At 55.6% G+C, this 23,397-nt stretch carries 14 protein-coding genes and 1 pseudogene; 8 read left to right on the top strand and 7 right to left on the bottom strand.

What is annotated here, in order from left to right; all coding sequences use genetic code 11:
• Positions 1-30 precede the first annotated feature (30 nt).
• Entirely contained in the window at positions 31-972 is a 942-nt protein-coding gene (locus B2R17_RS13265; protein ID WP_286764358.1) for an alpha/beta hydrolase, read from the top strand.
• 3 nt (positions 973-975) lie between these two features.
• Positions 976-1,542: pseudogene (trhA, locus tag B2R17_RS13260) on the top strand (PAQR family membrane homeostasis protein TrhA); the annotation flags it as partial.
• Here the strand turns inward: trhA and B2R17_RS13255 are convergent.
• The 4 genes from B2R17_RS13255 to B2R17_RS13240 all read right to left on the bottom strand — a co-directional run bounded on the left by B2R17_RS13255 (position 1,508) and on the right by B2R17_RS13240 (position 9,272).
• On the bottom strand, positions 1,508-2,494 hold the full coding sequence (locus B2R17_RS13255) for a PEP-CTERM sorting domain-containing protein (protein ID WP_286764357.1): 987 nt from the start codon (positions 2,492-2,494) through the stop codon (positions 1,508-1,510). The pseudogene trhA and the gene B2R17_RS13255 overlap by 35 nt on opposite strands.
• Before the next feature lie 111 nt (positions 2,495-2,605).
• Positions 2,606-5,383, bottom strand: coding sequence for a c-type cytochrome domain-containing protein (locus B2R17_RS13250; protein WP_286764356.1), 2,778 nt, complete (start codon positions 5,381-5,383; stop codon positions 2,606-2,608).
• Between the two features lie 11 nt (positions 5,384-5,394).
• Entirely contained in the window at positions 5,395-7,899 is a 2,505-nt protein-coding gene (locus tag B2R17_RS13245; RefSeq protein ID WP_286764355.1) for a DUF1553 domain-containing protein, read from the bottom strand.
• The gene (locus B2R17_RS13240; RefSeq protein ID WP_286764354.1) at positions 7,896-9,272 is read right to left on the bottom strand and encodes a DUF1501 domain-containing protein; all 1,377 of its coding nucleotides are present in this window, start codon (positions 9,270-9,272) and stop codon (positions 7,896-7,898) included. The genes B2R17_RS13245 and B2R17_RS13240 overlap by 4 nt, the downstream gene beginning before the upstream one ends.
• A 312-nt stretch (positions 9,273-9,584) precedes the next feature.
• Here B2R17_RS13240 and B2R17_RS13235 point away from each other — a divergent pair, with 312 nt between their 5' ends.
• Positions 9,585-11,045 (top strand): glycoside hydrolase family 5 protein, encoded by a 1,461-nt coding sequence (locus tag B2R17_RS13235; RefSeq protein ID WP_286764353.1) that lies wholly within the window; start codon positions 9,585-9,587, stop codon positions 11,043-11,045.
• Between the two features lie 353 nt (positions 11,046-11,398).
• Here B2R17_RS13235 and B2R17_RS13230 read toward each other — a convergent pair whose 3' ends face one another.
• Positions 11,399-14,143, bottom strand: coding sequence for a DEAD/DEAH box helicase (locus B2R17_RS13230; protein ID WP_286764352.1), 2,745 nt, complete (start codon positions 14,141-14,143; stop codon positions 11,399-11,401).
• Between the two features lie 539 nt (positions 14,144-14,682).
• On the opposite strand from B2R17_RS13230, the gene B2R17_RS13225 reads away from it, so the two are divergent.
• On the top strand, positions 14,683-15,633 hold the full coding sequence (locus B2R17_RS13225) for a metallophosphoesterase (RefSeq protein ID WP_286764351.1): 951 nt from the start codon (positions 14,683-14,685) through the stop codon (positions 15,631-15,633).
• A 251-nt stretch (positions 15,634-15,884) separates the two neighbouring features.
• Here B2R17_RS13225 and B2R17_RS13220 read toward each other — a convergent pair whose 3' ends face one another.
• On the bottom strand, positions 15,885-17,444 hold the full coding sequence (locus B2R17_RS13220; RefSeq protein WP_286764350.1) for a hypothetical protein: 1,560 nt from the start codon (positions 17,442-17,444) through the stop codon (positions 15,885-15,887).
• A 205-nt stretch (positions 17,445-17,649) separates the two neighbouring features.
• Here B2R17_RS13220 and B2R17_RS13215 point away from each other — a divergent pair, with 205 nt between their 5' ends.
• A complete protein-coding gene (locus tag B2R17_RS13215) occupies positions 17,650-19,020 on the top strand; it encodes a PQQ-binding-like beta-propeller repeat protein (protein ID WP_286764349.1) in 1,371 nt (456 codons plus the stop codon).
• Positions 19,021-19,327: 307 nt separating this feature from the next.
• Here B2R17_RS13215 and B2R17_RS13210 read toward each other — a convergent pair whose 3' ends face one another.
• Positions 19,328-20,080 carry an AraC family transcriptional regulator gene (locus B2R17_RS13210; RefSeq protein WP_008660739.1) on the bottom strand — a complete coding sequence of 251 codons (753 nt, stop codon included), beginning with the start codon at positions 20,078-20,080 and terminating at the stop codon, positions 19,328-19,330.
• Between the two features lie 121 nt (positions 20,081-20,201).
• On the opposite strand from B2R17_RS13210, the gene B2R17_RS13205 reads away from it, so the two are divergent.
• The 3 genes from B2R17_RS13205 to B2R17_RS13195 are packed head-to-tail and all read left to right on the top strand — an operon-like array spanning position 20,202 to position 23,369.
• On the top strand, positions 20,202-21,173 hold the full coding sequence (locus B2R17_RS13205) for a dihydrodipicolinate synthase family protein (protein WP_008660740.1): 972 nt from the start codon (positions 20,202-20,204) through the stop codon (positions 21,171-21,173).
• A gap of 10 nt (positions 21,174-21,183) precedes the next feature.
• Positions 21,184-22,446, top strand: a complete 1,263-nt coding sequence (locus B2R17_RS13200) for an NAD(P)/FAD-dependent oxidoreductase (RefSeq protein WP_286764348.1) — start codon at positions 21,184-21,186, stop codon at positions 22,444-22,446.
• Complete coding sequence (locus tag B2R17_RS13195; RefSeq protein ID WP_286764347.1) at positions 22,443-23,369, top strand: hypothetical protein; 927 nt, start codon at positions 22,443-22,445, stop codon at positions 23,367-23,369. The genes B2R17_RS13200 and B2R17_RS13195 overlap by 4 nt, the downstream gene beginning before the upstream one ends.
• Positions 23,370-23,397 lie beyond the last annotated feature (28 nt).

Raw genomic sequence — 23,397 nt, 5'->3', positions numbered from 1 at the left:
AAATGAATCCCACTCACAGATTTGCTCGCAATGAAAACGACTGGCTTGGCCAAACGAAATTGGCTTTGGAGCTTCGCTCTGATCGCGATGATGGCGTCCGCCACTGGTGTCTGCACCGACTGTTATGGAGCCGACCCAAGCGACGTACTTCCCGTCTGGCCATCGGATCCACCGAAGTGGGACGCACCAACTGAACCGGAAGCCGACCTCACCAAACCGACAGACAACAAAATTGGTGGAAAACGCTTGATGCGTTTGGGCAATGTGTCCACGCCAGAAATGCATGTTTTTCCCGCCAAAGATGCAGACGGCAATCCGTCCAAGACCGTCATTGTCGTCTGCCCGGGTGGAGGGTTTTCGATTTTGGCTTGGGACTTGGAAGGCACCGAGATCGCCGAGCAGTTGGTCGCGGGCGGCGTGACCAGCGTTGTTCTGAAGTATCGCGTGCCGACTCGGACAATGGAACCGAGATGGAAACCACCTGTCCAAGACATCCAGCGGACGATCGCCCTGATCCGAGCCGGCAAAGTCACCGGCGAAACTCCGGACAAAGTTGGCGTGATGGGCTTCTCCGCTGGCGGCCAGGCGGCGTGTCGTACCGCAACGATCACGGAACGTCAGTACGATGCGATCGATGATGCTGATCAACAGATTCGCTTGCCCGATTTCGCCTGTCTCATTTATCCCGCATGGCTTGTCAAAGAAGACTCACCCGATGAACTGAATGGAATTGAGATCACTGAAGATTCACCACCCATGTTCTTGGCCCACGCAGAAGACGACCGATTGACGGTGATGAACTGCGTGACGACGTTTACCAAATTGCACGAAGCCGGCGTGCCATCGGCATTGCACGTATTCACGGGGAGCGGCCATGGTTTTGGCGGTCGCATGGACGGTCGAGCCGACGACCTTTGGCCTGAACTGTGTTTGCGTTGGCTGCGTGACGAAAACCTCCTGAAGGGAAAATAGACGTTGGATCACACCTTTGATGCACCACCGATTCAGCCCGAACAGGAATGGGCCAACGCATGGACGCACGGCTTGTCGGCGGCGCTTTGGTGTATTGTCGGCGCCGCGCTGGTCCGATCATCGGCGGGCGAACCTGGATTGGCGATCGCTTGTGGTGTCTATGCCGCGTCGGTCGTGACCACCTTTGTTTGCTCGACTTTGTCGCACGTGTACTTGGAACAACCTTGGCTTGATCGCTTTCGTGCGTGTGACCAAGCGGCGATCTATTTGATGATCATCGGAACCTACACTCCGATCGCCTACGCCTACTCACCCGATGGCTGGCGAATCCCATTGCTGACGGCGATGTGGGTGGCCGCGTTGGCAGGCTTCTTCAACAAAGCTGTGAGGATGCACCGGCTGCATTCAATCAGCGTCGTGTCTTACTTGCTACTCGGATGGCTGCCTGCCATTCCGTTGATCCGCAACGTTCCGGTCGAACTCGCATACGCGATGTTCATTGGCGGTGTCCTCTACAGCTTAGGAACCGTCTTTCTCATGAACGACCGACGAGCTCCTTACTTGCACGCGGTTTGGCATCTGATGGTTTTGCTCGCCTCACTCGTCCATGCGGTCGGGATCGCTTGGTACGTCGTCGTCCCCATACAAAACCCATCGTTGTAAGCATCGCCAACGCCATCGAAGGTTCGGGAACCGCAACGACCCTGATCGAAAAACCATCCGCGGCGACTTCGGAGGCAATCAAATCCACGTAGGGCGAAACGAAGTTGTTGAAACTGAACTTTTCCGACGTATCGGGATCGGTGTAGATGCCCATGTTCGTCCCCGTGAAAAGATACTCGCCACCATGTTCAACGAACGAGCCTTCACCCGAGTCACCACCAACCAAGGTGAGTTCATCCATGCCGCCTCCGCCCAACGGATGATCCCACCGATAAATGACCGACTCGGTGATTGCACCGGTGTTGAGCCTCACCGTTTGAGTGAAGTCGATCGTGTCGGAACCGAACTGTGAGTTTTGACCTTGGACGATCATGCTCCGGCCCAGCATGTCAAAGTACCCACCTCCCAAAACGGGCATTGGCGTGATCCCGTCGCTCGCCGGCACAGGTGCATCCAATGTCACCAGCAACAAATCGCTGTTATGAACCGTTCCGGCCATGAGTGTTGTGCCACTCGACAGCACCAAATCATTTTGCAATGTTGTTTGCAACACAGTGGATGACTCCGCCGTGTAAGTGTGCCGCGTCCCATCAGCGGCCACAAACGTCGGATTGATCATCCCCGTATGAGTTGCGGTGACGTAGTGCAGCGGCGTGATCAGCACGGCACGCCGGACTGCCACGCCGGTCAGCAAAGAGTGATCCAACCAGAAATCGGGATTCAGAGAATCGTCGCCTAAAAAACGATTGTGGCGGGAAGCGGAGAAACTCGCAAAAGTCGCCGCACTTGCCAATTCCGCCATCACGAACCACAGCAAAGTGGAAACGAGACAGAATTCGGTCCAACGGCGAACAGACATTCTTTGCTTATCCAAATGCAGCTTTCCAGTGACGACAACAACCCTGTCTATTTCGGGAAAGACTGAGAATCAATTCCCCGAATGGTTGGATGACGTTGGACACCAAAAAGTTTATTCGGCGGAAGCACTGAGCGCGGCTGCATCTTGAACATCAATCGTGATGGGAAAACTAGCCACACCACCGTCAGTCTCTGCGATCAGGAAGAACGATCGTTTTCCCAAGGCAGCGACAGGATCAGCCGTGATGAACATCTCTCGTTCGTTCTCGTTGGGCAGGACCAGCAAACCGCTCAGTCCAATGTTGTCGACGTAGACACCATGGGCGGCATTGTGTCCGCTGCCCTCCTTCCCGAATCGAATCTCGCCGTTGTTCACCTTACCTTTCGTATCCTTGCCGCGCCGAAGCACAATCCGCGCTGATACGGTTGTGCCGCGAGGAATCACGAGCGTCCAATCTTCGTTTTCCGGAACGTCTCGATCGACGGGCTGAATCATCGGAATCACGCTGGGTGGCGTTCCAACGGTCAGCCCCGTGATCGTTCCCGCATGCCGCTCAACGCGGCGATCCAAAATCTCCGCTTTGGCCGTGACTTGCAAATCGACCTTTCCCGCAGGAGTTTGCGTTCCACTTGGAATGAAGATCGCGCCTTCGGCAGAACGCTGGTTGGCTTCGACAACCACGGGGAAATTGGAGTGCCAACCCGACGGCAAATCCCCAATCTCAAACGTGACGGGTCCGTCGAATCCATCGATGCGCTGAACACTTAAGTCGATCTTGCGGCCTGCCCCGGCCGGAATGCTGGCGTTCATTTTGCCAATCGACGCCGAATACGATGGTGCCGCCGGTCGAATTCGCAGTCGATACCGAAAATCATCGCCGGAATGCCCACGAGTATCGCCAACACATACGGTGAAATCCCCATCGCGTGGAGCGACGAAATCCAACCGGCTGGACTCACCCGCCATACGACTCGGATCGTCATCGTTTTCATAGAACACATCGAACACGGGCAATCCATTCGGCTCCGGTTTCTCGCCCAGTCCCAATTCGCGAACGACATAGGCGGGTTCCCCCAACGCATGAGTCGTGTGAGTGGTGCCAAAATAGGTGTGCCGATTTCCCGCCCCGGGATACACGTCAAACCCGGAGTCCGGACCACGCGGATGTCGCCATGTCTTCGTGACCTCACCACTGGAGTAGAGGTATTGATTCAAACCAATCTCTTGCCAACCAAACAATCGAAAGTCATTGACCTGGCCGCTGTTCTTGCCGCGAAAAGTGAAGTAGGTGTCTCGAATCGCTTGCAACCTGGTTCGCAACAGCGGATGACCAGCTTCATCCAACAAAACGATTTTTGGATCCAGGTCCCCCGTAGTCGCATCCGCTTCGATCATCCACGCTTCACCACGGCCAGCGGAAAATCGATAGCAGTCTTCTTCGCCCGTCGTTGTCAGCGATCCGGTGACCTCACAACCACGCCCGACGTCGGCGACACCATCGATAAAATCGAGCTTCGACTCCTCCAAAGAAACCAGCGGCCCGAGATCCAAGTAAACCGGCTCCAATGTTGTGCGTTTCGGTCCGGAGCCTCGCGGTATGATCTCAGGCAGGACTCGGTCCACAACGCGGCCATCCATCAACGCGATGGTGGCCTTAGTCCCATCCGCGGACACAAACAGTTCACTGGGTGTTTCGCCCAAGGGCTCCATCGCTCCGACCACCGACCAATCGTCGGTTCGAAGCAACTTGGCATTGCCCGCTTCACTGACGATCACCAAACCGCGGCCATCGGGAGTCAGCGTCATCCCCGATATTGGTGACTCATCAACAAACCGGGTCTGCACAATCGGGTTGATCGCGGGCTCTGACTTTGAGACCAACTTCCAAACTCGAAGACGATTGTCGGCGCTGCCTGCCAACATCCACCGTCCGTCCTTTGAGAACAGAACGCTATTCACTTCGCCTTCGGGTTGGCTGAGAGTGTCCAAGCGTTGTCCGGTCGCCACATCCCAAACCTTGACCGTTTCGTCAGCGCAAGCTGAGATGAGCAACGCGTCATCCGGAGAAAACGCGAGATCAAAGATCGCGCCGTTGTGGCCAAGTAATTCCTGAACGACCTCACCGTTGCTCGTGTCCCAAATTAGAATTTTCCGGTCGTAGCCCGCCGTTGCGATTCGTTTTCCGTCAGGCGAAAACTCAGCCGCGTACAAAACGTCACGGTGACCAACCAACTCCTGACGCACGCTACCATCGGCCACGTTGAACAAGGTCGCTTGTCCGTAACCACCGGTCAGCCCCGATGCGGCCAGCAGTTGCGTGCCATCACCATTGAATTGAAGTGAATTGACTTTGCCCCAGGGATTCGCAACTTCCATCGACTCGCCACGGGCGAGGTTGACCAAAGTGATCGCCCCAAACTTCGCAGTCGCATGCCATGCACCATCGCTAGAGCGAGCAATCGCGGTGACTGGCAAATTCGCATCGGAAGAAGTCGCAATTTTCGGTGTTTTCAGTTCGCGACGAATCGGCATGTCTCCGTCCGGACCCTCCGCACCTTCTTCGATCCAATCAGCCAAGATCGCAAGTTCTTCTTCGCTTGGGCCTTCCATGTCATCGGGTGGCATCACCGGTTCGAGCTTGCCCGATGCCATCAGAAACATTCGGCTGCTCGATACAACACCCGGGGTGAGTGCCAACCCCGAGTCACCACCGCTGATCAAAGCAGCGTGCGTGTCCATCGCCAATCCGCCCTGCGCATCATCCTCGGCATGACAACCGACGCAATACGTTTGCAGAATCGGCGCCACGTCTTCGACAAAGTCGACCGCGAAAGCGTTCATCGAAGAACAGCAAACAGCCAACAACAAAAAGATGCAGTGAGTTCTCATCGGGGATCGCTTCAATGGTTGTAGGTGAACTCGACGCTGGTCAAAACGCTCCAAGCGACGTCTCGCATCGCGGTGGTTTGGTCCTCTCCGTATTCGTCCATCACCGAAACAAGTGATTGACGCTCCGCCGCCGTCGGGACTCGAGACAACGCCCTTTGAAACAAGACGTCGAGGTACTCGTCACGATCCCACCTTTCGGCTGCCGCAAGACTGGGCAAACTCGCCGGATCGTTCAACTTGGGGTTCAACGTTTCACCATTGGACAAGTGAAGGACCTGAACCATCGACGGCTCGGCATCACGCTCGCACTCACAAACAATCTCGCGAGGATTGCGGCCAAAGGTTTTCAGGAAATACGAATCGACAGCGGAATCGTAGAGCTCAATCGCTCGTGTGCCGGCGCTGTAAAAATCCGTCTTCTGCTTGTCGGCGCCCGCAAAAGCAATCTCGGTGAACGACGTTGATGTCCCCAAAACCTGATCCATCGAATCGAGCAATACTTCCGCCATCAAACGTCGAGGTGCGTAGTGACTCAGATACTTCGGATCTTCGCGGTTTCCCTCGACCGTCAAACTGCTCCGCTGATAGGTTTCACTTTGCAAGATCGTTCGCATCAACGTCTTGAGATCGAAACCGGAATCACTCAGGTGCTGGGCCGCCGCGTTGAGCAGGTCCTCGTTGCTGGCGGGATTGCTCAGCCGAAGATCATCGACCTGTTCAACCAACCCTCGACCAAAGAAGTTTGCCCAAATGCGATTGGTGATCGAGCGTGCGAAGTACGGATTGGCTGGGTCGGTCAACCATTCAGCCAAGACTTCCCGGCGATCTCGGGGATCGTCAAACGCCATCGGTTCGGAATCGAGCGGAGCGGGCGGCTGTGCTTTTCCGAGATTGGGTTGCACCAACTCGCCAGACGTCGAAACATACAGTTGCCGCACGCCATCACCGTTTCGCGAATCACCGCCCCAGCCTTTTGCCCGGACTCGTGAAAACAGGTTCGCCATGGCGTAGTATTGGTCGTTTGTCCATTTTTCGAGCGGATGGTTGTGGCACTTCGCACATCCGATCGACAATCCCAAGAACGATTGACAAGCACTTTCGGTCATATCCTCCGGCGTTTGATTGACCGCAAAAAAGTTGGTGGCACCGTTGGTCGCACTGCTGCCAGTGGATGTCAGAATCTCGCGAACCAGAACGTCCCATGGCTTGTTCGTGCGGACGCTTTCGTGCAGCCAATCGTAATAGGACTTGACCGCGACCGGACGAAGTTTGTTCCCATTGATGACCAGCACATCGGACCACTTGTACGACCAGTAATCCGTGAACGACTCCGCCGCCAGCAATTGGTCGATCAATGCATCACGACGCTGGTGTTCTGGTGCGGAGAAATACTCCTCGCTTTCAGACTTGGTCGGTAGCCGCCCGATAGTGTCCAACGTCGCACGACGAAGAAACGTTTCATCATCGCATGGAGCAGACGGTGGCAACTGAAGTGTTTGAAGCTGCTGCAGATTCAGGTCGTCGATAAAATTGCGACGAGGTGCTGACGCGTAAACCTCCGCCGCAACCTGATTCGGATAGGGCACCGTCATTCTTGCCAAAGCAACCTTGCTGGCATACCAAACCAACACCGCTGCTTCACCGCTTCCATTGATCTGAACTCGCCCGGTTTCATCCACCCCCGCGACCGCCTCATCGGTGGCGGTGAATTGCGACCAATGAGTCACATCCCTCGAGGTGCCATCGTCGTAGTGAGCGGTCACGAGTACTTGAGAATTATCACCCGGATGCAGCTTGGCGTTCTCTGGCGTCACAGTGATCTTCTCGATCAACGCGTCATCTTCGGAAGGAGCCGCGGCACCGTTGGCGATCCACTGGGCCAATATCTCATAGTCTCGCGATTTTGTGTCCAGACGCAGGCCGCCTTTGTGTGGCAAGGCTCCCGTTGGTTTCGCGAGCAACAGACTGCGGCCAGGATCGGCCATTTCGATTCGGCGCCCGCGTGCTTGCCGAGTGATGGAATGAAAATCTGCGTTGCTGTCGTACCCACGCAACGACAGCACAAATCCGCCCTTGCCGGCCAAAGCCCCATGGCACGCACCCATGTTGCAGCCCTGTTTTGCCAGCACGCTTTGCACATCGTTTCGAAAGCTCCACTGGTGAGGCTGCTTCGTACCGCCGACCGTAACATCTGTCGCGGTGGATTTGCCGTCCGTCGTGGTGGCCGTCACTGTCGCGACGCCATCGGAAACCGCGTGCAGGGTTTGCTCCACCACTTTGACGATGCTCGGGTCAGACGTCTCGATCGTCACATCATCGATCGTCGATCCAGCGATTCCGTCTTGCCACGTTGCAACCGATAGACGCTGCAAGTCACCAGCATGTGACAACTCAACTTGCTGCGGCAACAATACGATTGACTCAGGCGAGTCCGCATTCGCGATTGGCTTTGTGCCGAGAGACGCGGCAAACATCGCCAATATGCAAAAGGCTGTTTGGATGAATGAACTTCTCACGCGAACAGCTCCTTGATTTCGCGAACACCGAAGTCTACCAACGGAAACGGGCGTCCGCCGGGACCAGGCAACTCCGCGTGCAGATCAAGATCCATTGCCCTGTAAATCGTTGCGATGATCTCGCCGGGGTTGGTCGGGCGATCCGCGGGAACGCCTCCGACCGGGTCCGATTTCCCGACGGCTCTTCCTCCGACCACGCCACCACCAGCGAACGTGCATGAGAAACACTGCGGCCAGTGATCTCGTCCTCCCGCCGGATTGACTTTGGGCGTGCGTCCGAATTCAGCCAGTCCACAAACCATCGTGTCATCGAGCAAACCGCGATCATGCAAATCCGTGATCAATGCCGAGTACGCTTGATCATACATGGGAGCCACAATGTTCTTCATGCCTTCGATGGTCGTGAACGGCTTGCTGCCGTGGATGTCCCAAGTCACTTCATTGAAGACCGTCAAGAATGTGTTGATGGTGACGAACCGCACCCCGGCTTCGATCAACCGACGGGCCAGCAAACAACATTGGCCGAAGCGGTTCATGCCATAGCGTTCCCGCACCGCCGTGGGTTCTTTAGAGAGGTCAAACGCCATCCGCGCCTCGGGGCTGTTCATCATCCGGTAAGCGGCCTCGAAGTTGGCATCGAACAGCTTCGCCGATTCGGTCGCTTCGAACCGAGCCATGTGGCTTTCGATGGAATCACGCATTCGTCTTCGTCGATCGATACGAACATCCGGCAGCGACGCTGGTGGCAACAGGTCGGGAACTTTGAAGTTTGGCTTGCTCGGGTCGGCCATCAACGCAAACGGGTCATAGGCTTTGCCAAGAAAACCACCGGCTTGTCCATTGGGCAAATTCCCACCGCCACGTCCCATCGTTTGCGGCAACACCACATGAGCGGGCAAGTCCGTGCGTCGTCCCTGCAAATATTCGACGACGGCACCGGCATGCGGGTAGTTCACTCCACCTGTGAACTGACGACCGGTCTGCAGCATCTGCCATCCCGCATCGTGAACGGCGGCGGCCGTGTGATAGCACGATCGAACGATCGAAAACTTGTCGGCGATCTCCGCATGCTTGGGCAAAATCTCAGTCAGCTCAAAGTCACCCCGCGTCGCAATCGTTTGAAAGGGCCCGCGAACCTCCGCCGGTGCATTCGGCTTCGGGTCGAAGGTATCCATTTGACTGGGGGCTCCCAGGTTAAAAATCATGATGCATGATTTTCGATCGGTGTTCTTCCCAGCCGCACCGGCTGCTTCCGCGGCCAGCAATTGTGGCAAGCCAAAACCAAGCATTCCGAGGGTTCCAACCTGCAGAAAATCGCGCCGGGTGGTCCCGTTGCAAGTATGCGTCTTGGCACGCGAAGTCAAATTCAACATGGCTGCGGTTCCAGGGGCTGGATCGAGAGCCGATGACCGATGGTGGGGACGATCAGTGGGCGGATCAGGTAGGGCGGGAGTCATCCTTCGACGAACTCAGCCATTGTAGCTGAACACGACGCGACATTTGGGCTGCGTTTGGTGCATCTTCGTTTTGCTTTCGGATGGGATATGATTGCCGGCAGAGGTTACTGAATCTCAACACTTGCTCCCACGATTGCCCTCAAGTCTGAAATGTTCGATCGCGAGTTCCGTTTCCGTTTGCCAGCTTGGTCTCTCGTTCTCATTCTCGCTGCCACGTGTTGGCACGGCATGAACTGTTCCACCGCGTCGGCCCAGTCGTCCGATAGCGAAAAGGTCTTGTTCGGACCAAACGTTTCCTCGAACAACAAGATCACACCCCAAGGCGTTCGGATCCAACATCCGTCCAGCGGCGAACTGAAGTTCACTGCTCCACCAAGCGACGGGTACCCGCATGTTCAATTCGAATTCATGGACACGCCGCTTCGTCTGGACGCCTTTGATGCGTTGGAAGCCGACGTGTTCAACCCTGGCGACAAACCGCTCAAGGTTATTCTGTCGACTCGCAATCCAGGATCGCGAGGACGTGACGGAAGCAGTGCTGCGGCGGCGACCGTGCCAGCAAACGCATCGGGTGTGATCCGGGTTGCATTCGGCAGTTGGCACGGACAAACCGACATCCCCTTTGACGCGAGCGAAATCCGCTCGATCACCGTGATGCTCGAGAAACCGTCGCAGGAAAGCTCGCTTGTTATCCGGAAAATTCGTGCCGTGAGCGAAACTCAATTGCTCGAACGACTGAAGACAACCGCCTTCTTTCAGAAGCAAACCCCATTCTTCGGACGCGGCATCAACATTGGCAACACCTTGGAAGCTCCTCGCGAAGGCGATTGGGGGCCACGACTCAAAGCGAAACACGTGGACTTGATTCAGCAAGCCGGTTTTGATTCGGTTCGCGTACCGGTGCGATGGTCGTCACACGCCAGCAACACTTCCCCCTACACAATCAGCCCCACGTTCATGCAACGCGTTCGCTGGGTCGTCGACGAAGCACTTCGCCGGGATCTGAAAGTGATGATCAACATTCATCACTACGAAGGTTTGTACGCCAATCCCGAACAACATTCCGATCGTTTCCTGGCATTGTGGCGACAAATCGCGGATGAATTCGCGGGTGCTCCGTCGGAGTTGGTATTCGAAGTTCTCAACGAACCTCACGACAACTTGGACGCAGGAAAATGGAATCGCTTACTGGCAGACGCTCTTCCAATCATTCGCGAAAAGCATCCTGAGCGAACGATCGTGGTTGGACCTGCAAATTTCAATTCCATTGATGCGTTGCAATTTCTAAAGCTTCCCCAAGATCGTTCCAACTTGGTTGCGACCTTCCACTACTACTCGCCGTTTCAATTCACTCATCAAGGCGCCGGTTGGTTGGGTGATGAATCCAAGCAATGGAAAGGCACGACCTGGACCGGAATGCCCGAACAACAAAGGGCAGTTCGCAACGACCTCGATCGAGCCTTGCGATGGAGCGTTGAAAACAAAATCCCAATCTATCTCGGCGAGTTCGGTGCCTACCAAGAAGCCGACATCGATTCGCGAAACCACTGGACTCGATTTGTCGCCGACGAAGCCATCGAGCGACGAATCGGAATCGCGTACTGGGAGTTCTACTCAGGGTTCGGAATCTACGATCCCCAGAAAGACAAGTGGCGACCAACCCTCCGCGACGCGATTCTCGGGAAGTAGTTCCAAGCGTTTGTTTTTGGAAACCGAAGTGTGATGGGTTTTTATGTCGACGGGCTTGGAAGCCCATCGTACGGGGGCTCGAATTGGCGGAACGTTCAGCGACGACCTTCGCCCCGGACGGGGCTGGCTTTGGGTATCCCGCGTGGGCCTCGCTGATCGGCTTATCAATTCATTCGTCAACGAGATTTCAACGCATGTAGGATGGGCACTCTTGCCCGTCCAAGTTGCCGACGTCGGCCAAGAGTGGCCAACCTACAGCAATACCGACAAACCGTGACGCGTCGGGTTTCCAAAATCATCGCCCCAAACCAACTGAGCGTCCCAACGGATCGACCGTCCATCTCGTCCCGGGCTCACCCTAGCAGTTTGGCGAGTGTTGTCGCCAAGGAACGCAATGACTCGTCGTTCTCCAAGCTGATCCGCAACTGAGGCCGGCCGGATTCGTCACGATCCACGCACTGTGTCAATCGCTCGGTCAACTTGTCGACGGTTTCGCTGGACGGTGACGAACCATTCCCCATCAACTCGCCCGCCAATGAAAGCGCGGCGGTCACCAACTGCCCGCTTGCAGCAGAAACCTTTTCGGTTCGCTCGGCTGCGAGCTTCTCCGCTTCGGCCTCGACTCGTCGCTGCTGACTTTCGTCGACCGGGGCCGCGATCGGCTGAGGCAAAATGACTTCCAACCGCCGTTTGAGATCCTCCATCCCGCTTTGCATGGAGACTTCGGACGCGTCACTGTCAAAGTTGAGCGACGCATCCGCGAGATCTTGCTTGGACGCCAGTGTTGTCAGCAAACCTTCTTCGATCGTCGGTGTCGGCTCACTGGTCGTGACCAACTTGTAAACATGAACCGGGTTCTCCTGCCCCATCCGATAGGCGCGAGCAATGCGTTGTTCCAGCACCGCAGGATTCCATGGCAAATCCACGTTGATCACGGTGTTGGCGGCCTGCAGGTTCAGCCCCGTGGAACCAGCGTTGGTCATGTTGATCACCCGGCATTCCGGATCATTTTGGAACCGAGAAACTAGTGCAGCCCGCTTCTTTTGAGGCACTTGGCCGTCCAGCCGAACGTAGTCGCACCCGATCTCGTCGAGACGGTTCTCGATGCGGTTGAGCATTCGTCGCCATTCACTGAACAACACGATCTTGCGAGTCGGGTCAGCAATCAGTCCCTCCAGCAAATCCGCCAATCGATCCAGTTTGCTGCTGTATTCATCCGCCTCTTGATCCAGCAAGTAAGTGCTGTCGCAAGCCATCCGTGCCATCAGCAAACACTTCTGCATTCGCAACCGATCCATTTCGGTCATGAACTTCTTCGCAGCAATTTGAGCGACGATTTTCATGTTCGCATCGTGAGCTTCCTTCTGTTCCGCGGTCGCTTCACAACGAATGATCTCGTCGGTGCGATCGGGAAGTTGCTTGGCAACCTCCGCACGCGTTCGGCGAAGCAGCACGGGTCGCATCGTCTCACGCAGCACATCGAGTTGTCGATAACCAAGCGTTTTGCCTCGATCATCCACCACGTGATGCTGGTTGAAAAATTGATACGCAGGCCCAAGCAAATCATCGTCGATGAAACGCGTGACCGTGAACAACTCCCCCAGACGATTCTCAAGTGGCGTGCCGGACAAGACCAACCGAAACGGACTCTCCAACTGCCGAATCACGTTGCTCGTTTTGGATTCCCAATTCTTGATCCGTTGGCCCTCATCCAGAATGATCAAATCCCAGGCCACGTTTTCGACCGCCGTCAGATCACGCAGAACCTGTTCGTAGTTGCAGATCGTGAAGAACGCATCCCCCTGGTATTGCTCGATTCGTTCGTCGCCCTTCCCAAGAATGATCTGCGAAGAACGGCCGCTGAACCGAGTGATTTCATCTCTCCATTGGCTTTTCAGCGAAGCGGGGCAAACGACCAACACGCGAGATATATCGGAAAGATTGGCGAGCAATTCCGCGACGCCAATGCCTTGGATTGTTTTGCCCAATCCCATGTCATCGGCAAGAATCGCGCGTCCCGCTCCAGCGGCGAAAGCGATCCCATCAAGCTGATACGGCAACAACTCAGCGTTCAGCAACTTCGTTCGCAGCGGGTGATCACTGATGGATGCCCGAATCTGATCGCATTCATGCCGAATGTGTTTCTGCATCAATTCGCGTTGCAGAAACGCTTCCGCATCCGGGTAGATTTTCACATCATGCCCAACCGTTTCGATCGCGTTCAAGCGGTTCATCACCTCGTCAGCCGCGAGCATCGGTTTCGTCGCCCCGTCGCCGATAATTTCGACGACGGATTCGTCCAGCTTGGCCGGCAGATGAAACATCAACCCTTTTGGGGTGCCGCCGTCGAAAGATCCATAATGGACGGCCAGAGAAATCTGTTTGCGTTGGTAGGGCTGACGAAGCTTCGCAGCAGAAAAACGAGTTTTGAGTTTCTTCTGGACGTGCAAAATGTGCTTACACGTCCCCAGCCGATTCGTGCGAAAGTCGGGGCAAGTGCAATACGAATCGCCATCGTCAAATCCACGCATCGCAACTCGGTAAGTGCGTCCGGATCGTTCACTGGTGACGACATAATCTGTCCAGGGTGTTTCGGTCTTCATCGATCGAACTCGCATGCGTTCTTCATCTGCACGCTTGGTTCGCTCCGCGATCGCTCGCTCTCGAAGTTCTTTGGCGGTCAAATTTTCGAGCGGCACGGATTCGTCCGGCGGCATCGCCAACCCCAAGACCGATTTCGCATCGAGCAAATAATCCAGCGCGGCGCCCAGGTGTTCGCAAGGAACCTCGCATTGATCGCAGTTCAATTGAAGCTGTTTCTTGCGGTCCGAATTCAGCGTGATCGTCGCGATCGCAAAGCCACCTTCGATCTCGGCATCTTCGACTCGAACTCGAAACAAATCCCCACCGAGGTAAACGTCTCGGTCCGATTGGATCTCAAAGGATCGCCCGCCTGTCCGAATCAACTGCGAGCCTTCCTCTCCCAACAGATTGACCGCTTGGTGATACGTCAACGTCCCCAATCGCTGGTGAAAAACATTCGGGCGACGCTCCGTCTTCGTCTTTCGTTTGCCTGCCGTTTTGGTTTCCGTCGCCATCTGTCAACGCTCCTGCTTTCCAAGTCACGATTTCGAACCGATCCAGGCACGCATTAGAGCGGATCCGGGATGCTTGAGCAGGTGGGCAAAAATGATTGGACGACAACATGCGAGCCGTTTGGGCTTTACCCGGGAGTGCGCCGGGGTGCCGGCGGCACTGATCCAAACCGGTACGGTGCCGAAGACTCCTACCTGCTTGCCCACGAGGCACGATGTGAAGGCTCCGTTTCCGAGGCAAACGATCCGGACGATTCAGATGCTCCATACGCGTCTCCGCCCCGACAACGGTTCAGTGGACGACTTCTCAACTCGGTAGGGGCAACGATACTGCTTGCCTCCCACTGCGGCTTGTCGATTGAGTCGTCACCGAGGTTTCAACGCATGTAGGATGGCCACTCTTGCCCGTCCGAGTTGCGGATGTCGGCCAAGAGTGGCCAACCGACAGCAAAATTGACTCGCCCGTTGCCAACGGGCGAGGTTCGCAAGACGTCACGAATACAGCACTAAAAAACTGCACTCCCTTCACCATCGGAAGTCTGATGACTCAATCCACCAAAATCTTGCCGATCATTTTCTGTTTGCTTGGAACGCCGTTTCTGTCGGCAGATGAACCTGCAGAAATCGATTCGAATCGTTTTCAACAGGCCAGCGAGCGGACTTTCAAAGCGTTTGACCCGAAAACAGAACAAACATGGGACAAGCCGTTCTTTTTCATGCAGCTTGCCGACCCGCAATACGGCATGTTCACCGGCAACGAAGGGCTGGACCAAGAAAAGGCTCTCGTCGAACAAGCGGTCGAACATATCAATCGTCTGCAACCAAAGTTCGTGATCGTTTGCGGCGACCTCACCAACGCCACCCCCGACCAAGCCCGCTACGAAGCTCAGGTCAGCCAGTACCAGCAAGACTTTTCGAACATCGATACCGAGATCCCACTGGTTTGCGTGTGCGGAAACCATGACATCGGAAATCGTCCCACCGCAGCGTCCATTGCTCGCTACAACGAACATTTCGGCGACGACTACTTTTCGTTTTGGGTCGGTGGCGTTTTCAACGTCGTGCTCAATTCAAGCCTGCTAAAAGATCCCAGCGGAGCTCCCGAGCGACTACAACAACAGCAGAGCTGGTTGGAGCAGCAGCTCCAACACCCGAGAGTGAAAGACGCCAAACACATTTTCGTGTTCCTGCATCACCCGTTGTTCTTGGAACGAGAAGACGAACCAGATCAGTACTTCAACATCCCCTTGGAACGACGTACGCCGTTGTTGGCCCTGCTGAAACAAGCCAACGTGCGAGCCATCTTCGCGGGACACTACCATCGCAACGCTTACGGACGAGCCGGTGAGATGGAAATGATCACCACAGGCCCAGTCGGTCGACCACTCGGAAAAGATCCATCCGGTCTACGAATCGTTCGAGTTCAAGAAACGCAGATACAACACGCCTACCATTCACTGGAAACCGTACCTGATACCATCGCCATCCCCTAAGCAGGTAGGCAGGAATGATGGGGAAGAATCATGTGAGTCGTTTGGGCATTGGCGCCGGTTATGTGCGGGAACCGTGGCGAATACCAAACGACTCTCGTACATTCGCCCCGGATGGGGCCGTCGTCCTTAGCTCGGGGTGGAAACCCCGAGAACCATGTTGAAGTTCAGGATGCCGCCCCGGATGGGGCCGTCGTGAATGATGAATCGAGAATTGGCTGACACCAACCCAAAGCCACTCGCAAACCACCGCATCACGCCAACGCCTCGCGGACTCGGGTGACCAGCGAATTGTCACGGTCGTTTTTCCCGGGCAGCAAATAGGTCGCGGCGGCAAAGTAGCGGTTTCGCAGTTCCGGCGAGATCGCGTAATAGTCTTCGAGCGCCGCGGAGCTGTATTTGTAATCGTGCGAATCGTTGCCTTTCAGGAACGTCAGCTGACGTGCGGCGTGAATCAAATCCTCTGCCTTGCCATCCGATTCGAGGTACTGGTAAGTCGCCGCGGAGGCATGCGATCGATCTTGACCGACCGCGTCAAAGATTTGATCAACGCTGACCAAACCATCGCCGCCAGATTCGAAAGTGAGCTCATTGATCTGCGAATCACCAACCTGGCCGCGAGAATCCATCGCTTGTCGGAAGTGCGGGATGAAGGCAGCGTTCTGGAGCAACAGGCGCATCCGGTTTTGATCGCTTGCAACCGTTCGATAGGCATACTGCAATGCGTTGGTCGATGTGGCCGAGTGCAACGCGACAATCGCCGGTTGCTGCATCACCATCTCGCCCGCCGACAAGAACAACGCATCGCTGATCGATTGCGGATGCACACCCGATTGAATCAACTTGGCGGTCTCGCGAACGGCGGCCTCGGGTGTCGCTTCACGAAGCGCTTGGAGGTGCTGGATCGCGGCTTGGTGATCGACCTTGCCCTCGTTCCAACTGGAATCCATTTCGAGGATGAGTTGCTCGGTCACTCGGCCGGCACGATCCGCCGCCAGATCGCTGGTCGATGGGTTGGGCTCGCCCGTGTGATTGAGCAATGCATAGGTCAGCGATCTCAACACCGGTTCCGCATATCGCCAGCCGATGCACTGAAGCGTTCGAAAACCATTGGCAACATAAATCGCTTTGTGACCAATGCTTCGGAAGTCGCGGCAACCAAAGCGTGTCATCGACTCGAAGACTTCGTTGGCTCCGGCGGAACGAACGTAGCCAGCGATGGCAACGTCGGCGGCTTCCACGTCCCATTTCTGCATCGCTTCTTCAAAAGATCTCTTGGCAAGATGCGGCGGCGGAACAGCCGACTCGTCGACGGCCGCCATCGTCCAATCGCCTTCTTTCACATCCTGCGACTGGGCGGACTTGAAATAATCCAACGCCCAAAAAATGGGCAACCATCGATCTTCGTCCGGTGAACCAAGACTGGCCAAGTGCGCCGAGTTCACCACCAACACAGCGTGGAATTTGAAACCCACCGAAGGTCTCGGCTGCACGTTGCGAACTCCCGCCAACAACAACGCGGTCAACACTTCGCGGTAGCTGGTCCCACTCCGAATTTTGTCCGCAAAAGCTTGGACGACATTTTCTCGGGGAGTGTCCTCCAACAACCGAACCAATGGCTCGATGTCGTCGCTGAACCGAACCGTGTTGTGCTCCAATTTCGCTTCCGCGGCGCTGACTCGCGGTAAACCTCGCATCATTGCAACTTCGCTGCACGCCAATCCGGCGGTCACTCCACCAATGACTTCCATGAATTGGCGACGTTGCAGAGGCAGCGTCCTGGTGGAAGATTTAATTCGTTTGATTTGGTTCATCGCAATGTTCCCTTACGCGGCATGAAATCCGTTGAGTCACCGCTCAATTGTAAAGGTTGTTCGCTTAGAACGCCTCGTTTCCCCACCTCTCGGCGGGTTTCCTCGCGAACCCGAGCGTGCCAGCACTGTTCCACGCCGCTAAACTCCCTTGCAGCGACACTCAACCTTTCCTGACAACTCCATTGCCACCAACCCACTGGGCAACATGACACTCACCTTCTCTCGATCGAATCGATCTCAACGCGTTCACATTATCTTGATTGCAGCGATCGCTCTGGCAAGTTTGTCCATTTGCTCGCAAGCGAGAGCCGACCAGTGGTCTCAATTTCGAGGTGACCAAGCGAACGGCGTTGCGGAAACGGCACATCCGGCAAATTGGAGCGAAACCGAAAACGTCGCTTGGACGCATCCCATGCGGGGCGAAGGATGGTCGTGCCCAGTTGTCTGGAACGATCGAGTCTTCCTGACCGAGGCCGTTCCATCTGAAACGAACGCCGAATCGGCCGGAGACAACAGCAATCGAGCGCAGGGCAGGGACCCGAGTCAAAAGACATATCAATGGCAAGTCGTGTGCTTGGACTCAAAATCAGGCAGTGAGCTTTGGCGAAAAACCGCCCGCGAAGGTCGACCGGTGATGGAACGTCATAGTTCGAACACGTACGCGACGGAGACACCGGTTACCGACGGCAAGCACGTTTACGCGTACTTTGGAATGATGGGGGTGTACTGTTTTGACATGGAAGGAGAACTGGTTTGGCAACGCGACCTCGGTCAGTACGAAATGCGGGCGGGCTGGGGAACGTCCAGCTCACCCGTGTTATCGAACAACAAACTGTTCCTCCAGGTCGACAACGAAGAGCAGTCATTCCTCGTCGCACTCGATGCCGCAACGGGCGAAGAAGTTTGGCGAGTTGCTCGCGATGAACCATCCCAGTACAGCTCTCCAATCGTTTGGAAGAACAGTCTCCGCACCGAGCTGATCGTGGGCGGAACGAACTATCGATCGTACGATCCCCAGACCGGCGAATTGCTGTGGCAATTGAACATGCAAAAGGGTCGCAGCTCAGCCACACCGCTTGCTATCGGCGACCGTCTGTATGTCGGTACCGAATACCGAAACCGCGGCGGCAGCGATGATGGTGGCGGGTTTTTGTTCGCAATCGCCCCGGGAGGTCAGGGCGAGATTGGTACTTCGGAAGATTCAGCGAACGAGTTCATCGTCTGGAAGAATCCCGAGTCGGGCATTCAGATGGCCTCGCCAGTGCTCTGCAAAGGTCACCTGTATCTTTTGGAGCGGCGGAGCGGTGTGGTTCACTGCATCAACGCCGAGACCGGCGAAATGGCCTACGAGAAACGCATCCCTCGAGCCCGTGCGTTTTGGGCCTCGCCGTGGGTGATGGACGATCAAGTCTTCTGCATCGACACCAACGGCACGACGTTCATTTTGGCGGGCGGCCCCGAGTTCGAAGTGGTCGGCAAGAACGAGATCGATGAACTGACTTGGTCGACGCCAGCGATCGCGGACGGTGCGTTGTACTTCCGCACGGCATCCAAACTGTATTGCATTCGCGAGTGATATCACGAGATTGCCGAATCAGCTTGTCCATCAAAAACACGCCGTTTGTTCGCCGTAGCTCCCGCGTACAAAAGGCGTCAACGCCTGAAGGACTCATTGGTCATCACCGCTCACTTCCGCTTTCCTGCGCGACAATGGACAAACTCACTTGCCGAGCGTTCTAACTGAGGTTCGTCAAAGCCAGTGGTCTGTCACGACTTGTTTTTAGGGTAGTGGATGAGGCCACAAGTCCTGAACTGGCGTCAAATCCAAGGACTTGTGGCCTGGTCCACTACGATCAACCCAAACTTTTAGCTGTAACAGACCACTAAAGTTCGTTGTCCTGTTTGGCTTTGCGGAAGTGGCTGGGTGACATTCCGGTCGCACGTCGAAACTGGCGAGTGAAAGCGCTCTGATCGGCATAGCCGGCTTCATGCGCAATATCAACGATGGGCATATCCGTTGTCTCGAGATGTTCACATGCAAAATCGATGCGTTGCTTCACCAACCATTGCCCGGTATTAAGACCAAACGCGATTCGCATCCGGCGGTCCAATTGAAAACGTGACAGATTCGCGACCTCCGCCATGTCAGTCACGCTGGTTGGCTTGTCACGATTTCGCTCCGCGTAGGCGACCGCTTTGGCAACGCTTTGATAGTCATCGCTTGATTTGTTCGGCCGACCCAAATCTCGCGAGATTCCAACAACGCCCACCGAGTTCCCATCTCGACCGCGGAGCGGATACTTGTTGGTCAAGCACCACCCCTCGTCTCGTGATGCATACAGGTGCAATTCCAATTGAGCTTCGAGTGCTTTCCCGGACTGCAAAACGGCTTTGTCTTGTGCTGTGAAGTTCGCACCAAAGGGTGCTCGCAAAATTTGCTCCGACGTGCGACCAATCAATTGTGACTTTTGCTTGAGCCCGCAGCGCTGCACCAAGGTTTCGTTGACGACGACATATTGACCCTCCGCGTTCTTGATGAAGTACACCGTGTCGTGCAAACCATCGAACAAACGCTCGGCCGTGAAAGGTTCGGCGAGCAGTTCAAACAACTGATTCGGAAGGCTGCTTAAAGGCATTATTAGACTGTGCGCATTTTCAAGTCGGTTATCGTGACTCGGACAAGACAACTTTGCCCATCGGAGCATACTCTATCGTCCAACATCAACCATTCAATCGCGATCGCAGAGTGATTTCGCCATGAGCACCAGCCAACCCGCCGTCGATGCGTCTATCTTTCAAGGATGCATTCCCGCCCTGATGACCCCATGCGACGCTGATCGGCAAATCAACTTCGCCGGTTTGGTTCGCAAAGGCCAAGAGATGATGTCGGCAGGCATGACAGCGGTTGTCTACTGCGGGTCTATGGGCGATTGGCCGCTCTTAACGGACCAGCAACGGCAACAAGGTGTTCGCGAATTGACCCAGGCCGGTGTGCCCGTCATCGTTGGAACCGGCGCACAGAACACGTCATTGGCCGCGGCTCACGCCAGCCACGCAGCCGAAGTCGGTGCGGCTGGATTGATGGTGATCCCGCGTGTGCTCTCACGAGCCACATCGCCGATCGCACAACGACATCACTTCGCCGCAATCCTTTCGGCGGCCCCGAATCTGCCTGCCGTGATCTACAACAGCCCGTACTACGGGTTCGAAACGAAAGCCGACTTGTTCTTTGACCTGCGAGCCGAGTTCCCGAACTTGGTCGGATTCAAAGAGTTCGGTGGTGCCGCATCGCTGTCCTATGCTGGCGAACACATCACCCACGCCAGCGACGATGTCTTGTTGATGGCTGGCGTCGACACCCAGGTTTACCACGGCTTTGTCAAATGCGGTGCGACGGGCGCGATCACCGGCATCGGCAATTGCCTGCCCAACGAAGTCCTGAAGTACGTCGAATTGTGCGAGGCCGCGGCCGATGGCGATTGCCAAGCTGATCAGTACGCCCGCGAATTGTCCAACGCCTTGACGGTGTTGTCGACGTTCGACGAAGGCCCCGATTTGGTACTCTACTACAAGTACCTGCTGTTCTTGTTGGGAGACGCCGACTACGAATTCCAATTGAATGCGTCGGACACGCTCTCACCGAGTCAAGCAATTTTCGCCGAAAGACAACTCGTTCAATTTCAACGCTGGTGGAAAAACTGGTCCGGAAAATCCTACACTCGTTCGTGAGCTGCGATTCATGAACGCAATCCTATCTCCCAAATCAGTGACGATCGTCGGCTCCGGCATCGTTGGAATCGCTTGTGCCCACTACTTGGAGGAGGCAGGACTCGACGTCACTGTCATCGATCGTGGCAGCATCGCGGGAGAATGCTCTCACGCGAATTGCGGTTACATCTGCCCCAGCCATGCACTGCCGCTGACTGAACCGGGAGCGTTCTCCGTTGCCTTGAAATCAGTCTTCAACCCACGATCACCATTCAGAGTCAAACCGCAGGTCAGTCCGGCGCTTTGGAAATGGATGATGCAGTTCGCCAAACGTTGCACCCATCGGCAGATGCTGGCGGCGGGCAAACCGCTGCAGGCAATCCTGGAAGCCTCGATGAGCGAATACCATTCGCTGATAGAACGACTGAAGCTCGATTGCGAATGGAAAGAAGAGGGCCTGCTGTACGTTTTGCAAACCGAACGCGGCATGGAATCTTTTGCGAAAACCGATCGAGTGGTATCCGAAGAGTTCGGCATCCCAGCGACTCGCATCGACGGAAACAACCTGCCTAAATTTGATCCCGGTCTAAAAGATGGCTTGGCAGGCGCGTTTCTGTACCCCAACGACACCTCGGTGCGTCCCGACAAATTGAACTCGCAATGGGCGACGAATCTAAAAGAACGAGGCGTTCGTTTCGTTGAGAACTGCGAGCTAAAATCAGTCCGAAAAGAAGCCGGCCGGATCGTCGCCGTCGAAACCAACCAAGGTGACTTCACCAGCGACCACTTCGTTTTCGCGATGGGAGCCTGGAGCACCAAATGGGAATCGGCACTTCAATGTTCTGTCCCGGTCCAACCGGGCAAAGGCTACTCGGTCACCATCGAGAAACCGGAACACTCGCCCAGTCATGCAATTCTCTTTCCAGAGCACAAGGTTGGAGTCTCGCCATTTGATGATGGGTTACGCTTCGGATCAATGATGGAATTCGCAGGCTATGACACCTCCATTCCCAAACACCGAATCCAACAACTGCGTGATTCAGCTCGGCCGTACTTGGTTGCTTCCGTTGACGGGCCAGCCCAATCACAATGGTACGGCTGGCGACCGATGACCTGGGACAGTTTGCCAATCATCGGTTCGCTGCCGGAACTTGAAAATGGCATGCTTGCGACGGGCCACAATATGTTGGGTTTGAGCCTCGCGCCGGCAACGGGCCGCTTGGTCGCCGAGATGGTCACCGGACAAACAACACACCTGGACCCGACGCCTTACTCTCCGAGCAGGTTTGAATGAACCGTCGACTGGTCATCTGTGGTTGCCTTCTTCTCTCGACCTGGTCGGTGGGCAACGGGCAATCGCCGCTGCCAGTCAATTCGGGACATTTGCTGCAGACGCCAAAGCTGTCCCAAGGGGAGCCTACCGCCGGCAAACGAGTTGCCGTCACTCCGGTTGAATACCCCGAAACCGATGTGCACCACACCGTCTACCTTCCTCGAGACTGGACGGCTAACGGAGAATCCTTGCCGATCATCTTCGAGTACACCGGCAATCACTTTCCAGCGTCAGGTTCGACTGGTGAAGTCGCCGACGCGGGATTGGGATTTGGATTGTCCGCTGGCCAATTCATTTGGGTGACGCTGCCGTTCATCAGCAACGACCACAGACGCAATCAAATCACTTGGTGGGGCGACGAACAGGCAACCGTGGAATATGCCAAGGTCAACGTCCCCCGAATCATCAAGCAGTTTTCCGCGGATCCAGACCAAGTGTTCCTCTGCGGATTTTCGCGAGGTGCAATCGCGGTGAACTACATCGGATTGCATGACGATGAGATTGCAAGCTTGTGGACCGCATTCATCACCCACGACCATTTCGATGGCGTGCGTGAATGGCGAGGTTCCCAGTGGGGAAGTCCTCTGGCAAAGTACCGATCCGAAGCGAGCAAGCGTCTGAAACGCGTGGGGGATCGTCCCTACTTGATTTGCCAAAATGGTTCGTATGGAACGGAAGAGTTCATTCGCAACCTGCTTCCCGAAGCCCGCAATTTCACCTACCTGCCAGTCAACACGTCCGAAGCACTCGGACCATTCCCAAACGAGTTCGCCAAGGCGGGACACAACGATCGCTGGTTGAATCGCCCCAGCCGATATCGTTCAGCGGCTTGGAAATGGATGAACGGCGTTCTGACGGAGCAGCGAGCGAAGACAACCGACTGAACAACCAAACTGAAACACGTTTCCGTGC

Origin of the sequence: Rhodopirellula sp. UBA1907 (genome assembly GCF_002337565.1) — a bacterium.
Taxonomy (GTDB): Bacteria; Planctomycetota; Planctomycetia; order Pirellulales; family Pirellulaceae; genus Rhodopirellula; species Rhodopirellula europaea.
This window is presented reverse-complemented; position numbering and strand designations above follow the sequence as displayed.